Below are 13,517 nucleotides of genomic sequence, written 5' to 3'. Positions count from 1 at the left end.
CCGCCGTTTCAGCCGCGTTGCGTCCGTTTCAGCGTTGTGTGTACTCGACGACGAGGTCGAGCAGGTCGCGGTCGCGCCCGGCTCCGGCCACCAGGCAGACCCCGGCGGGGAGCCCGTCGGCGGTGCGGACGGGGATGCTGACGGCGGGCAGCCCGGCGATCCCGGCCAGGCAGGTGAGCCGCATGGTGGCGTCGCGGCCCTCGAGGGTGGCGCCGGCCGAGACCGGCGGGGCCACCGAGGGCGCGCTCGGCAGCGCCAGCACGCGGTCGCCGACGAGCTCCCGCACCCGGGCGCGGGCGCCGTCCACCACCGCGCGCGCCCGCTCGGCAGCGGCGTCGTCGACGCGCGAAGCCGCCTCGAAGCGGGAGCGCACGTCGTCGCCCAGCACGTCGAGGTTCCCGTCGAGCCACGCACCGTGCGCGCGCCATGCCTGGAACGCCTGCCAGGTCTGGAACGCGGTGCGCCACTCGTCGAGCTCGTCGAGTCGCACGTCGAGGGCCTTCCCGCCGGCCGTGGCCGTCCAGGCCCGCACGGCCGCGGCGACGTCGGGCTGCGCGCAGCCGACGAGCTGGTCGACGACGACGAGCCCGGTGCTGCCCCCCGGGGACCCGGGCGGCAGCAGCACGTCGCCGACGGTGCGCAGCAGCTCCGGCGACCGGGTCAGCCAGCCGACCGCGTCGAACTCCGGCGCCAGCGGGACCAGGCCGGTCCGGTCGACGGCTCCGTGGGTCGTCCGGATGCCGAACAACCCCTGGTACGCGGCCGGCACGCGGATCGACCCGCCGGTGTCGGTGCCCAGGCCGACGGTGGCGTGGCCCAGGGCGACCGCGCTGGCGCTGCCGCTGGAGGAGCCACCCGGGATGCGGTGCGGGGCCCGCGGGTTCGGTGGTGCGCCGTAGTGGGCGTTCGTGCCGGCCAGGGAGTAGGCGAGCTCGTCGGTGCGGGCGATCCCGCGCACGGCCGCGCCGGCGGCCAGCAGGGCGTCGACGGCCGCGGCGTGCCGGGGTTCCGGTCGGGCGCCCGCCAGCCACGCCGGGTTGCCCGCGCCGACGGGGTGACCGGCCACCGCGTACAGGTCCTTGACCGCGACGGTCTGCCCGGTCAGGGGGCCCGAGCCCGTCGGCCGGACGAGCGGGTCGCCGACGACGCGCCAGACCCGGGTGTCCAGGGCGGGTGGCGCCACCGAGACGTGGGCGGCGGTGACCCGCCAGCCACCGTGCTCCGGTACCCCGGGGGTCCTGCGCCACAGCTGCGTCTGCAGTCCGCGCCCGCCGCGGGCGAGCTCGGTCACCGCCACGACCAGGGCGGAGTCCGCGTCGATCACCTGCACGTGCGTCCCCGCCAGCGTGCGCCGGGGCGCGCCGCCGCGGCGCGCCCGGAAGGCGGCGATCCGCTCGTGCCCGACCAGCACGCCGTCGGCGTCGGCCCGCAGCGTCTGCGGCCCGGGGGCGAACAGCCGGTCCAGGACGGCGACGTCGTCGGCCATGAGAGCGGCCTCGTAGGCGGCGACCGCCTCGAGCAGCCCGGGTGGCGTCCCGGCGTCGGTCATGCGAAGTCGGCCTTCCGGATCGTGGCGTGCACGCCCTTGACGACGTCGACCACCTGGCTGATCCGGAAGTCGGTCGCGGCGGAGAGGTACGCGTAGGCCAGGCGCGGGTCCATCCCGAACCGGGCCTGCAGGAGCGCGATCGCGGCACGCACGCAGTTCTGCACGGCGGTGTCCAGGTCCTCGTCCAGCCCGGTGGGCACCAGGTGGTCCGAGGTCTCGGCGAGCGGGCCGGCCAGCTCCCCGAACCGCCGCACCGCCTCCTCCCGGGCGAGGACGTCGAGCCGCAGCGTCGCGCGCAGACTGCCCTCCAGGGCGGTCAGGCTCACCTCCCCGTCGCCCTGCGCGAAGTGCGGGTCCCCGACGTAGGCGAGCGCGCCGTCGACCTGGACCGGCAGGTAGAGGGTGCTGCCGGCCGTCAGCAGGGCGATGTCGATGTTGCCGCCGTGGCGGCCGGGCGGCACCGAGTGCGGTCGCTCGCCGCCGGGTACCGCGACGCCCATGATGCCGAGGAAGGGGTGCAGCGGGAACCGCGCCCTGCGCTCACCGCCCGGGTTCAGCGGCAGCGAGGCGTGCGCCCCGTCGGCGTCCACTCCGGCGAAGGCGCTGAAGACGGGCAGGTCCTCGCCGGGGTACTCGCCGGGCAGGGCTCCCCGACCGTGCCGGTTGGAGATGACGCCGTAGGGGACCCGCGGCGCGGCGTCCAGCAGGGTGATCGCCAGCAGGTCGCCGACGCGGGCGCCCTCGACGGCGATCGGCCGGCTGACCACGTGCGGCCCGTCGACCCCGAACCGGTGCGGGTCGTCGCTCTTCGCCAGGGCGACGGCGTCCTCGAGCACCTCGGCGACGCCGTGCCGGCCGAAGTAGGTCACGGGATCGCGACCCTGGTCCTCCAGGATCCCCTCGTGGCTCACGGTGTCCACGGTGATCTCGGTGCCCGCGGTGACGGTGAGCACCGGGGGGTCCGCCGCGCACGGCAGCCGGCCCCACAGGACGGCCTCCGGGGTGGCGGGGAGGTACGTGCCGGCGGCGATCGGGCCGCTCCCCGGCTGGAGCACTGGTGTGATCACCGGCGGGAAGCTACGGAACCGACGTTTCAGCCGTGTTCCGCCCGCGCGGCCCACCGGTGCTCCCCGCGCGCCCGTCCCGGTGCAGGGCTGCCCGACGCCGGCATGCGACGAGGAGCACACCCGGCCGGGCGCGCGATCCCGGCGGGAAATGTCCGCGCTACGACCCCGCAACACATGCCCACGAGCATCGGCCCATGCCAATCGCGCCCCTGTCCTCCTCCTTCCTGCGCCGACCCGTCGGCGCCCTCGCGCCGCTCGCCCTGGTGACGGCGATGGCCGGCTGCACGTCGACGGGCGCCAGCACGGAGGAGGGCGGGGAGACACAGGTCGTCCAGGTGGGGACCCTGCGGGGTCAACCGCACTTCTACGCGCCGTACCTCTACGCCGAGCACGCCGAGGGCGACGTCGAGTTCGAGGTCGTGGCGCTCGAGACCGCGCCGGCACTCAACGACGCGCTCGCCAGCGGGTCCGTGGACTTCGCCGTCGGCAGCATCACGGCGACGATCGCCGGCGCCGCGGCCGGCCGCGACGTGCGGATCGTCGCCGCTGCTGCCGACGGCGGCAGCGGCATCGTCGCCACCCCGGAGATCCAGTCCGTGGGCGACCTGGTCGGCAAGCGGCTGGGCTACCTCGAGTCCAGCTCCCAGCTGGTCGCCCTGCGGCTCATCCTCGAGCGCGAGGGCGTGGACGTCGAGGACGTGGAGCTGGTGTCGCTCAGCGCCCCCGAGTTCTTCAACGCGTTCGACACCGGCCAGATCGATGCCTTCGCCGCACCCGAGATCGGCGTGTCCCTGGCGCTCGGTGCCGGCGGCCAGGAGATCGCCGACCCCTACTCGACCGAGATCGGCCGGCTCAACATCGCGCTGCTCACCACCGGTGGGCTGATCGAGGAGGACCCGGATCTCGTGCAGGCCGTGGTGGACACCCACGCCGCGACCACCGCCTACATGGCGGAGAACCAGGACGAGTGGCTCCCGGAGATGATCGAGGAGTACGGCGGCGACCAGGCGGTTCTCGAGAGCGCGCTGGAGAACTTCTGGCTCCGCGCCGACCTCTCGCCGACCTACGAGGAGCAGGTCGGCAACCTCGCCGCCCAGATGGCCCGCCTCGGGATGATCCAGGAGGCCCCGGCGCTCGAGGACGTCGTGGACGCGTCCTTCGCGTCGCGCGACGAGCCGGCAGGGTCGTGAGCTCCCCGACGACCGGACGGTCGGCCGCGGCGGGCCGGGCGGCACTCGGGTTCGGCGTCCTCGCCGGCATCGTCGGTCTGTGGCACCTCGGTGTCCGCGGGCAGTGGGTCCTCGTCTTCGACATCAAGATGGCGTTCCTGCCCGAGCCGGCCCAGGTCGCCCGCCTGCTGTGGGACTTCGCGTTCGGCGGGGTCTTCGACGACGCCTTCAGCGGCACGCTGTGGCAGCACCTGTGGGCCAGCACCGGCCGGGTCCTCGCCGGCTTCGGCCTGGCTGCGGCGCTGGCGATCCCGCTCGGCGTGCTGATGGGGCGCTACCGGCTGGTGCACGCGGCGTTCGACCCGGCGGTGAACCTGTTCCGGCCCATCCCGGCGACCGCCTGGGTGCCGCTGATCCTGCTGATCATCGGGTTCGGGAGCCAGGCGACGATCTTCCTGATCACCCTGTCGGCCTTCTTCCCGATCCTGCTCAACACCGTGGCCGCGGTCCGGGAGGTGCCGCCCCGGCTGGTCGAGGCGGCGCAGATGCTGGGCACCTCGCGCGCCAACGTGCTGTTGAAGGTGGTCGTTCCGGCGTCGACCCCGGGCATCGTCAGCGGGCTGCGGATCGGGTTGGGCCTCGCCTGGGTCATCCTCGTGCTCGGCGAGAGCAACGGCATCGAGTGGGGCCTGGGCAGCATGATCACCCTGGCCCGCGAACAGGTCCGCACCGACCGCGTCGTCGTCGGGATGATCGTCATCGGGCTCGCCGGCTTCCTGTCCGACCGCATCCTGCTGCACGGCCTGCGCGGGATCTTCCGCCGACGTCCCCTGGTGAGGGCCACATGAGCGTGTCCGACCTGTCCTGTCTCACCCGGCACACCGACGGGGGCCGGGTGCTCGTCGACGACCTCGGGAAGCGCTACGGCGGGGCCGCGGGCGTGGACGCCGTCGCCGGGGTCTCCCTCGACATCGCGCCGGGGGAGTTCGTCGCCGTCGTCGGCGCGAGCGGCTGCGGGAAGAGCACCCTGCTGCGCATCCTCGCCGGTTTCGAGGCGCCCACCAGCGGGACGGTCGAGGTGGGCGGCCGCCCGGTCACGCGCCCCGGCCCGGACCGGGGGGTGGTGTTCCAGGACTACGGGCTGTTCCCCTGGCTGACCGTGGCGGAGAACGTCCGCTTCGGGCTGCGGCAGCGGGGGACGCCTCGCCGCCGGGCGGGCCAGATCGCCGACGCGTTCATCGAGGTGGTCGGCCTGACCCGCTTCGCCGACCGCTTCCCGGGCGAGCTCTCGGGCGGCATGCAGCAGCGCGTGGCCATCGCGCGGGTGCTCGCCAACGACCCGGCCGTGCTGCTGATGGACGAGCCGTTCGGTGCCCTCGACGCCCTCACGCGGACGCAGATGCAGCACGAGCTGCGCCGGCTGTACCGCGAGGCCGGGACCACCGTCGTCTTCGTGACCCACTCCATCGAGGAGGCGGTGTACCTCGCCGACCGGGTGGTGGTGATGACCGGCGGCGCCGCCAAGGGGGTGCCCGGGCACATCACCGAGGTGTTCCCGGTCCTGCTGGGCGATGACCGGGACGTGAACGCGGCGGACTTCAACGCCCTCGAACGCGCCATCTCCGAACGGGTCCACGCCGGCTGACCGGCCCGAGCACCCTCGCCCGGACCTCGCCCGGATCGACCACCGCCGAGCCCGTGAGCGGATGTCCCGCGACACCGATGCAGGTGTCGCGGGACATCGCGCGCGGTCCGATCGATGCATCGGACGGCCGGACGTCTCGGCACGGGTCGCGTACGCCTTCGGGACCGATTCGCGGGAAGGCGCGCAGAGCCGGCGCCCGCACGTGTCGGGTACCGGTTGTCAGCGTGCCGGCCGGTCAGCGCCCTGCAGGTCGCTGCAGACGCCTCTCCTGACGACTCACATGCGCCCGGGATGTCGCAGTCGTCGGCCGCGTCGCCCGAGGCGGAGCCGCTGTGGTCGAGGGCGCGTCCGGCGGCCTCCGAGGCGCTGACCATCGACGTCCGTCGCCGCGGTGCACGGCGTCCCCGATACGACGTCACAGTTGCAGCGCCGGCGTGGTCAGGCGGGTGGGGTGCACGTGTCCGGCGCACCGTGCCAGCCATCCGGGTGGCAGCCACCCACCCGTGAGCAGTTGAGGATGGCGCGGATGGCGGGCGATGGCCCAGGCGACGAAGAGCAGTTCTGCCCAGTCGGACTGCACGATCCACGACACGGGCCCGCGGGTGCTGGCACCGAAGATGTGGACGGCGGCTGGGCCGACCATCTGCGCAGCGGTGACCGACGGCCAGTCCCACGGCCAGACCCCGCCGCTGCTGTGCAGGTGGAAGCCGTATCTGCTCAGGTACAGGGTTCCAGCGTCGATGGGCGTCCACCGAGGGATTGCATCCATCTGGGCCTGTTTGCGGCGGTTGGAGTTGCCCCTGGCCCTCAGCGCTGCAACTGCGGCGGTAGCCGTCAGACCGCCGCGTCCTGTTGCGAAGAAGAACCCGCTGTCGCGCACATAGCTGCCGTCACCACGGGCGCGCTCCTCGTGCAGCACGTAGGGCCCAGCGGCCCAGTACTGCTCATCGCTCGCGAGCATCGGCGGGAAGATGGAGACGACCTGCAGGCGCGGTGCCGGGACCGTTCCGTGTGCGAGATCGACCGCGATCTCGCAGGTGTGCCAGAGGGCGCTGTCGCGATCGGTCCACTCGGGCGTAGTCGACCTGCGCTTGGTCATGAAGGCCCCCCCATCGGCCAGCTCCTGGGGCTGCCGCACCGGGAGCGGCGGAGCAGGCGGGGTAAGTCGCCAGTCCTCTCCCGGTGAGCCTCAGTGAGCATCCCGCTGCACCGAACGGTTCCAGTATCAGCGAGCGCATCCGGATGGGGGGTGACGACCGGAGCGAAGCGTCGGAGGAATCTGTCGCCTCGCGACCGGCCAGCCGTCGAGCATTCATCTCGGACCGCTCGTCGCTGACCCGTGTCGACCGTGCCGACATGCGGACCATCGGGCACGACCAACGGCGACTCGGCCTGTAGTGGGTGGCCGATGTCTGTTCGCGGGGTAGGTCTGGCGGGGCGAAGTAGTCCTCCGGTCCCCGGCCGACACCAACAACGCCAGAAGCCCCACGGGGGCACCGTGAGGCTTCTGATCTGTGTCCGAGGGGGGACTTGAACCCCCACGCCCGATAAAGGGCACTAGCACCTCAAGCTAGCGCGTCTGCCATTCCGCCACCCGGACGAGTGCGTGGAGAAGACTACCTGACCGCCGGGCGCCGATCACGCACCCCCCGGCGGCGTCGTGGCGGGTCAGCCGGCGGCCAGCGCCACCCGGCCGCGGCCGTCCCGCTTGGCGTCGTAGAGGGCGGCGTCGGCCGACGTGTACAGCCCCCGCCGGTCGCGCGAGGCCGCGGGAGGTGGGCCACGCCCAGGCTGATCGACAGCGAGAGCAACGAGCCGTCGGGCAGCGCGAAGGGCTCCGCGCGCACCGCATCCAGCAGCTCCGCGGCACGCCGGGCGGCGACCTCCCGGGCGCACCCGGGCAGCAGCACGGCGAGTTCGTCGCCGCCCAGCCGCGAGAGCACCGCGTCCGCGCTGCGGATGCGGCCGCGCAGCACCCCGGCCAGGTGCACCAGCACGTCGTCGCCGACCGGGTGCCCGTAGGTGTCGTTGATCGTCTTGAACGAGTCGACGTCGATGAGCACCAGCGCCGTGCCGCCGGGCACCGGGCGGTCCAGCGCCCGCTCCAGCGCCTCGTCGAACGCCCGCCGCGTGGCCAGCCCGGTGAGCGAGTCCACGGTGAGCTGCCGCTGCAGCGCCGCCACCAGCCGCTCCTGGGTGCGGCCGGCGCGCACCAGCAGCGCGGCGATCACCGCGAGCAGGGAGCCGAAGAAGAGGAAGTCCGCCAGCGCCAGCGGCGCGGGCAGCAGCACCAGCAGGGTGACCAGGTCCGCGGCCAGCGCGCTCGCCGTCACGAGCACCACCGCGGGCGTCCGCAGGTGCACGGCGCTCCAGAGCACGGGGAACGCGTAGAACGCCTGGGCTCCGGCCGAGACGTCCGAGGTCAGCAGGTTCAGCGTCCCGGTGAGCACCACGGCGCCCAGGCCGAGCACCAGACCCATGTGCCACCGGTCCAGCACGACGGGGTCCACCAGCCGGCACACCGCCGAGGCGCCGACGAGGGCGGCGATCCCGACCCAGTGCGCGAGCGACGCCGCGGTCCCGCCGTCGGACTCGTAGAAGACGGGCAGGACCAGCAGGATCACCGCGCTGACGCCGAGCAGGGCGGTGGCGTGCCGGGCAGCGGCACGGGGCTCACGGGCGCCGAAGGCGCGCAACGACCTCACGCACAGGGTGATCGGCCAGAGGTTTCGGACGCCCGAGTACCCAATCACCCACCCGGGTGAGCCGGCGGAGATGGCACCATCGCGACCATGGCCGACACCCCCGCCCCGCTCGCCGGAGCCCAGGACGAGGTCGCGGAGCTGCTCTCCGAGCTGATCCGGATCGACACGACCAACACCGGCAGCACGGCGACCAGCGCGGGGGAGCGCAAGGCCGCCGAGTGGGTCGCCGGCAAGCTCGACGAGGTCGGCATCGGCAGCGTCATCCACGAGTCCGAGCCCGGCCGCGCCAGCCTGGTCGCCCGCATCCCGGGCGCCGACCGCAGCCGCCCCGCGCTGCTGGTGCACGGCCACCTCGACGTCGTCCCCGCCGACCCCGCCGAGTGGAGCGTGCACCCGTTCTCCGGCGAGGAGCGCGACGGCTACATCTGGGGCCGCGGCGCCGTCGACATGAAGGACATGGACGCCATGGTGCTGGCGCTCGTGCGCGACTGGGCCCGCACTGGCGTCCAGCCGCCCCGCGACATCGTGCTGGCCTTCGTCGCCGACGAGGAGGCCGGCGGCAAGCTCGGCGCGCACTTCCTGGTCGACGAGCACCCCGACCTCCTCGAGGGCTGCACCGAGGCGATCAGCGAGGTCGGCGGCTTCAGCATCACCGTCCGCGACGACCTGCGGCTCTACCTCGTCCAGACCGCCGAGAAGGGCCTGGCCTGGATGCGGCTCACCGCGGGCGGGAAGCCCGGGCACGGCTCGATGCTGCACGAGGACAACGCCGTCACCCGGCTCTGCGAGGCCGTCGCCCGCATCGGCGGGCACCGCTTCCCGCTCACCCTCACCCCGCCGATGCGCCAGTTCATCGCCGCGGTCGAGGACGCCTACGGCATCGAGGTCGACCTCGCCGAGCCCGAACTCGCGCTGGCCCGGCTGGGCAGCATCAGCCGGATGATCGGGGCGGCGCTGCGCAACACCGCCAACCCCACGATGCTCGACGCCGGCTACAAGGCCAACGTCATCCCCGGCACCGCGGGCGCCACCGTCGACGGGCGCTTCCTCTACGGCCAGGAGGAGGAGTTCGAGCGCCAGCTCGCCGCCCTGGTCGGCGAGGGCGTGCAGCGCGAGTGGCTGGTGCACGACCAGGCGGTGGAGACGACGTTCGACGGCCCGCTGGTCGACCAGATGGTCGCCGCGCTCAAGGCCGAGGACGACGGCGCCCGCCCGGTCCCGTTCACCATGAGCGGCGGCACCGACGCCAAGAGCTTCCAGCGGCTGGGCATGCGCTGCTTCGGCTTCTCGCCGCTGCGGCTGCCCCCGGACCTGGACTTCGCCTCGCTGTTTCACGGCATCGACGAGCGGGTGCCGGTGGAGTCGCTGCGCTTCGGCGTCCGGGTGCTCGACCGGTTCCTCCGCAACGCGTGATGTGATGCGGGGGTGACCTCCACCACTCCCGCCCCCCGTCCCGGTTCCGTCGCCCTGATCACCGGAGGGACCGGTGGCTTCGGCCGCGCCCTCGCCACCAAGCTCCGCGAGCGCGAGGTCACCGTCGTCCTCGCCGACCTCGACAGCGAGCGCAACCGGCAGGTCGCCGCGGACCTCGGCTGCGAGTTCGCCGTCCTCGACGTCACCGACCGCGCGGCCAACGAGGCGCTGGTCGCCCGGATCGAGGGCGACCACGGCCGCCTCGACGCCGCGTACCTCAACGCCGGCATCTCCGCGGCCAAGAGCGACGACGTCCTCGACCTCGACGAGTTCATGCGGGTGGTCGACATCGACCTCTTCGGCGTCGTCTACGGCGTCGCCGCGGCCCGCCCGGCGATCAAGCGCGCCGGGGGAGGGGCGATCGTCGTCACCGCCTCGCTGGCCGGGCTCTCGCCGATGGCCGGCGACCCGGGCTACAGCGTCGCCAAGGGCGGGGCGATCGCCTTCGTCCGCTCCATGGCCCCGCGCCTGGCCGCGGAGGGGACGACGATCTCCGCGATCTGCCCCGGCTTCGCCGACACCGCGATCATCGACCGCATCCGCGACCAGTTCACCGCCGCCGGCTTCCCCGTGCTCACGGCCGAGGAGGTCGCCGACGCGATGGTCATGGCGTGGGGCCAGGCCGAGCCTGGCGCGGCCTACGTCATCCAGCCCGGGGTGGGCACGGTGCCCTACAAGTTCAAGGGCGTCCCCAGCGCGAAGACGGCGAGCGGCGAGACCGCCGTCGTCCCGGAGGCGCTGCGCCCGCCGTCGATGCGGTAGGACGTCGGGGGCACCCACCGACATCCCGGAGGCATCCGATGCAGCACCGGATCGAGACCGGCATCGACATCGCGGCGCCGCCCGGGACGGTCTGGGCGCACCTGACCGATCTGGCGTCCTACGCCGAGTGGAACCCGTTCATCCCGAGCGCCGCCGGCACCGCCGAGGTGGGGGCGCGGCTGTCGCTGCGGCTGCAGCCGCCCGGCGGCCGCGCCCTGCCGATCAGGCCGGAGGTCACCGAGGTGGTCCCGGGCGAGGTGCTCGAGTGGCTGGGGCACCTGGGCGTGCCCGGGCTGTTCGACGGGCGGCACCGCTTCGAGCTGACCGCCGTGCCCTCGGGCACCCGGCTGGTGCAGAGCGAGTCCTTCAGCGGCCTGCTGGTGCGGCCGCTGAAGGGCTTCCTCGACGGCGCCACGCTCGCCGGTTTCAGGGAGATGGACGCCGCCCTGACCCGCCGGTCGGAAGCGACCGAGCCGGCTCCCTGATCAGCCCTCGACCGGGTCGGCGCAGGCGAACAGGAACGCCGGCGGGACGTTCCACGGGGTGACCCGCCACCGCACCGCGCCGAACCGCTTCCGCAGCTCGGGCAGCAGCAGCGGCGAGTACTGGATGACGACGGTGGTCCCGCCGGGGGCCACCGCCCCGGGCAGCACGTCGAGGATCCGCCGCCGCAGCCCCGGCTCCAGCGAGGTGTAGGGCAGCGCGGAGACGACGACGTCGGCCCGCGCGTCCCCCAGGTGGTCGGCGAGGTTCTCCGCCGAGTCGCAGACCACCTGGACCCGCGGATCGTCGAACCGCTCGTCGAGCAGCTTCGCCAGCCGCGGGTCGATCTCCAGCGTGATCAGCCGGGCGCCCGGGCGCAGGCGGGCCAGGATCTCCTGCGTCTGCGCCCCGGTGCCGGCGCCCAGCTCGACGACCAGGTCGGCGCCGGGCACGTCGGCCATGTCCAGCATGTCGCGGACGGCCGTGCGCGAGGTCGGCAAGACCGCGCCCACCTGCCGCGGGTGGGCCAGGAACGCACCCAGGAAGCGCAGCCGGTCGGTCACGCGCTCGATCATCGGTTCCCCCTCCTGGGCCACCGGGAGGGCGGCCGCCGCTGCGCACCCTGGCACGGCGGACCGTCCCGGGCCAAGCCGCCCCCGTGACGGCGGTCACCGGGCATCTGGCAAGGTCGGGCCATGCGTGCATGGCGGGTACACGAACTCGGCGATCCCTCCAAGGTCATGAGCCTCGACGAGGTGGACCGGCCGACACCGGGCGAGGGCCAGGTGCTGGTCAAGGTGCGGGCCGCGGCCCTCAACTTCCCCGACGTCCTCATGGCCATGGGCATGTACCAGGAGAAGCCGCCGCTGCCCTACACGCCCGGCGTCGAGCTGTGCGGCGAGATCGTGGAGACCGGCCAGCGGGTCATCGGCTCGCCCGCCGGGGGCCCGGGCGCCTTCGCCGAGTACGCGCTCATGGACGCCGCGGCCGCCTTCCCGGTGCCCGACGGGATGACCGACGAGAAGGCCGCCTCGCTCTACCTCACCTACCAGACCGGCTACGTCGGGCTGCACCGCCGGGCGCACCTGCAGGCGGGGGAGACGCTGCTGGTCCACGCCGGCGCGGGTGGTGTGGGCACCGCGGCGATCCAGCTCGGCAAGGCCGCCGGGGCCACCGTCATCGCCACCGCCGGCGGGGCCCGCAAGACCGAGGTCTGCAAGCAGCTCGGCGCCGACCACGTCATCGACTACACGACCGAGGACTTCGTCCCGATCGTCAAGGAGGTCACCGGCGGTCGGGGGGCCGACGTCGTCTACGACCCGGTCGGCGGCGACGTGTTCGACAAGTCGCGCAAGTGCATCGCCTTCGAGGGGCGCATCGTCGTCGTCGGGTTCACCAGCGGCCGCATCCCCGAGGCCCCGGCCAACCACCTGCTGGTCAAGAACTACAGCGTCGTCGGGCTGCACTGGGGGCTGTACCGCAAGCACGACCCGTCGGTGTTCACCGACACCCACGAGCAGCTCGTCCGGCTGGTGCAGGAGGGCGCGGTCGACCCGCTGGTCGGCGAGGTGCTCCCGCTGGACCAGGCCCCGCAGGCGCTGCTGAAGCTCGCCTCCCGCGACACCGTCGGCAAGGTCGTGCTCGTCCCGTAGGCGGTCCCTGCGTGTGCGCCCACGCCCGGTTCTCGTCGGGAGGACCCCACGTGGGCGCACACGCTCTACGCTCGTCGGCGCCATGCCGAGTCCCCTCCCGCTCGCCGACGACCGCGCGCACCTGCGGGCGGACTGCTCTCGCTGCGCAGGGCTGTGCTGCGTCGCCCCTGCCTTCGCGGCCTCCGCGGACTTCGCGATCGACAAGCCGGCCGGCACGCCGTGCGTCCACCTGGCCGGGGACTTCCGCTGCGGCATCCACGACCGGCTGCGCGAGCACGGCTTTCCCGGGTGCACCGTCTTCGACTGCTTCGGCGCCGGGCAGCGGATCACCCAGGAGACCTTCGGCGGGCGCAGCTGGCGCGAGGCGCCGGAGCTGGGCCGCGCCCAGTTCGCCGTCCTTCCCGTGGTGCGGCAGCTGCACGAGATGCTCTGGCACCTCACCGAGGCCGGGGAGCTGCCGGCCGCGGCACCGCTGAGCGCCGAGGCGGACCGGCTGCGCGCGGAGGTCGAGCGCGCCGCGACGGGGGACGCCGCTGAGCTCGCCGCCCTCGACCTCGGCGCCCTGCGCGGGCGGGTCGGGGAGCTGCTCGGCCGGGTGAGCGAGCTGGCACGCGCCGGCAGCCGCGCCCGGGACCGCCGCGGGGCCGACCTGGTCGGCCGCGACCTGCGGCGCACCGATCTCCGCGGCGCCGGGCTGCGCGGCGCCTACCTGATCGGGGCGGACCTGCGCGGCGTCGACCTCGGGGCGGCGGACCTGCTCGGCGCCGATCTGCGCGGCACCGACGTGCGCGGCGCGGACCTGAGCCGGTGCCTGTTCCTCACCCAGCCGCAGGTCTCCGCGGCGCGGGGCGACGCCCGTACGCGGCTGCCCGCGGCCGTGCGGCGCCCGGCGCACTGGACGGGACGCGTCCCGCCTAGATGACCGATTCCAAGGGCTGGTGACGTTCCCGCGGGAACGTCGTCAAGCCGGTGACCTTGACCGCATTCCCGCGGGAACGCATGAGGTGTGCTT

General features: G+C 73.9%; 13 protein-coding genes and 1 tRNA gene. 8 read left to right on the top strand and 6 right to left on the bottom strand.

Features of this window, described 5'->3' with window-relative positions; genetic code table 11:
* Window positions 1–28 precede the first annotated feature (28 nt).
* Window positions 29–1,549, bottom strand: a complete 1,521-nt coding sequence (locus E9529_RS03970; protein WP_236829804.1) for an AtzH-like domain-containing protein — start codon at window positions 1,547–1,549, stop codon at window positions 29–31.
* Window positions 1,546–2,616, bottom strand: coding sequence for an acetamidase/formamidase family protein (locus E9529_RS03965; RefSeq protein WP_236829803.1), 1,071 nt, complete (start codon window positions 2,614–2,616; stop codon window positions 1,546–1,548). Before E9529_RS03965 ends, E9529_RS03970 begins: the two co-directional genes overlap by 4 nt.
* A 194-nt stretch (window positions 2,617–2,810) precedes the next feature.
* Between E9529_RS03965 and E9529_RS03960 the strand changes: the two genes are divergently transcribed.
* From E9529_RS03960 to E9529_RS03950, 3 genes are read left to right on the top strand one after another with little or no spacing between them, the layout of a single operon-like run.
* The gene (locus E9529_RS03960; protein WP_236829802.1) at window positions 2,811–3,806 is read left to right on the top strand and encodes an ABC transporter substrate-binding protein; all 996 of its coding nucleotides are present in this window, start codon (window positions 2,811–2,813) and stop codon (window positions 3,804–3,806) included.
* On the top strand, window positions 3,803–4,633 hold the full coding sequence (locus tag E9529_RS03955; protein ID WP_236829801.1) for an ABC transporter permease: 831 nt from the start codon (window positions 3,803–3,805) through the stop codon (window positions 4,631–4,633). The genes E9529_RS03960 and E9529_RS03955 overlap by 4 nt, the downstream gene beginning before the upstream one ends.
* Window positions 4,630–5,430 (top strand): ABC transporter ATP-binding protein, encoded by an 801-nt coding sequence (locus tag E9529_RS03950; protein ID WP_236829800.1) that lies wholly within the window; start codon window positions 4,630–4,632, stop codon window positions 5,428–5,430. The genes E9529_RS03955 and E9529_RS03950 overlap by 4 nt, the downstream gene beginning before the upstream one ends.
* Before the next feature lie 415 nt (window positions 5,431–5,845).
* On the opposite strand, the gene E9529_RS03945 is transcribed toward E9529_RS03950, so the two are convergent.
* The 3 genes from E9529_RS03945 to E9529_RS03935 form a co-directional block, all read right to left on the bottom strand.
* Window positions 5,846–6,529 carry a hypothetical protein gene (locus tag E9529_RS03945; RefSeq protein WP_236829799.1) on the bottom strand — a complete coding sequence of 228 codons (684 nt, stop codon included), beginning with the start codon at window positions 6,527–6,529 and terminating at the stop codon, window positions 5,846–5,848.
* Between the two features lie 416 nt (window positions 6,530–6,945).
* Window positions 6,946–7,030: transfer RNA gene (locus tag E9529_RS03940), tRNA-Leu, on the bottom strand.
* A 16-nt stretch (window positions 7,031–7,046) separates the two neighbouring features.
* Window positions 7,047–8,135 (bottom strand): GGDEF domain-containing protein, encoded by a 1,089-nt coding sequence (locus E9529_RS03935; protein ID WP_236829798.1) that lies wholly within the window; start codon window positions 8,133–8,135, stop codon window positions 7,047–7,049.
* Between the two features lie 87 nt (window positions 8,136–8,222).
* Here E9529_RS03935 and E9529_RS03930 point away from each other — a divergent pair, with 87 nt between their 5' ends.
* The 3 genes from E9529_RS03930 to E9529_RS03920 are packed head-to-tail and all read left to right on the top strand — an operon-like array spanning window position 8,223 to window position 10,855.
* The gene (locus tag E9529_RS03930; RefSeq protein ID WP_236829797.1) at window positions 8,223–9,548 is read left to right on the top strand and encodes a M20/M25/M40 family metallo-hydrolase; all 1,326 of its coding nucleotides are present in this window, start codon (window positions 8,223–8,225) and stop codon (window positions 9,546–9,548) included.
* A gap of 12 nt (window positions 9,549–9,560) precedes the next feature.
* On the top strand, window positions 9,561–10,370 hold the full coding sequence (locus E9529_RS03925; RefSeq protein ID WP_236829796.1) for an SDR family oxidoreductase: 810 nt from the start codon (window positions 9,561–9,563) through the stop codon (window positions 10,368–10,370).
* Window positions 10,371–10,408: 38 nt separating this feature from the next.
* Window positions 10,409–10,855 carry an SRPBCC domain-containing protein gene (locus tag E9529_RS03920; protein ID WP_236829795.1) on the top strand — a complete coding sequence of 149 codons (447 nt, stop codon included), beginning with the start codon at window positions 10,409–10,411 and terminating at the stop codon, window positions 10,853–10,855.
* Here the strand turns inward: E9529_RS03920 and E9529_RS03915 are convergent, their stop codons facing one another.
* Window positions 10,856–11,428, bottom strand: a complete 573-nt coding sequence (locus tag E9529_RS03915; protein ID WP_236829794.1) for a class I SAM-dependent methyltransferase — start codon at window positions 11,426–11,428, stop codon at window positions 10,856–10,858. It abuts the gene before it with no gap.
* Window positions 11,429–11,593: 165 nt separating this feature from the next.
* Here E9529_RS03915 and E9529_RS03910 point away from each other — a divergent pair, with 165 nt between their 5' ends.
* Window positions 11,594–12,505, top strand: coding sequence for an NADPH:quinone oxidoreductase family protein (locus E9529_RS03910; RefSeq protein ID WP_236829793.1), 912 nt, complete (start codon window positions 11,594–11,596; stop codon window positions 12,503–12,505).
* An 82-nt stretch (window positions 12,506–12,587) separates the two neighbouring features.
* The gene (locus E9529_RS03905; RefSeq protein ID WP_236829792.1) at window positions 12,588–13,427 is read left to right on the top strand and encodes a pentapeptide repeat-containing protein; all 840 of its coding nucleotides are present in this window, start codon (window positions 12,588–12,590) and stop codon (window positions 13,425–13,427) included.
* The last annotated feature ends 90 nt before the right edge of the window (window positions 13,428–13,517 follow it).

The organism is Blastococcus sp. KM273128 (genome assembly GCF_021698975.1).
Taxonomy (GTDB): Bacteria; Actinomycetota; Actinomycetes; order Mycobacteriales; family Geodermatophilaceae; genus Blastococcus.
Note: the sequence above shows the minus strand (reverse complement) of the source record. Positions and strands in the feature narration are given on the sequence as shown.

Coding starts and splice junctions, on each gene's coding strand:
- E9529_RS03970 (WP_236829804.1), bottom strand. CDS start 1,549: ATGACCGACGCCGGGACGCCACCCGGGCTGCTCGAGGCGGTCGCCGCC.
- E9529_RS03960 (WP_236829802.1), top strand. CDS start 2,811: ATGCCAATCGCGCCCCTGTCCTCCTCCTTCCTGCGCCGACCCGTCGGC.
- E9529_RS03950 (WP_236829800.1), top strand. CDS start 4,630: ATGAGCGTGTCCGACCTGTCCTGTCTCACCCGGCACACCGACGGGGGC.
- E9529_RS03945 (WP_236829799.1), bottom strand. CDS start 6,529: ATGACCAAGCGCAGGTCGACTACGCCCGAGTGGACCGATCGCGACAGC.
- E9529_RS03930 (WP_236829797.1), top strand. CDS start 8,223: ATGGCCGACACCCCCGCCCCGCTCGCCGGAGCCCAGGACGAGGTCGCG.
- E9529_RS03920 (WP_236829795.1), top strand. CDS start 10,409: ATGCAGCACCGGATCGAGACCGGCATCGACATCGCGGCGCCGCCCGGG.
- E9529_RS03915 (WP_236829794.1), bottom strand. CDS start 11,428: ATGATCGAGCGCGTGACCGACCGGCTGCGCTTCCTGGGTGCGTTCCTG.
- E9529_RS03910 (WP_236829793.1), top strand. CDS start 11,594: ATGAGCCTCGACGAGGTGGACCGGCCGACACCGGGCGAGGGCCAGGTG.
- E9529_RS03905 (WP_236829792.1), top strand. CDS start 12,588: ATGCCGAGTCCCCTCCCGCTCGCCGACGACCGCGCGCACCTGCGGGCG.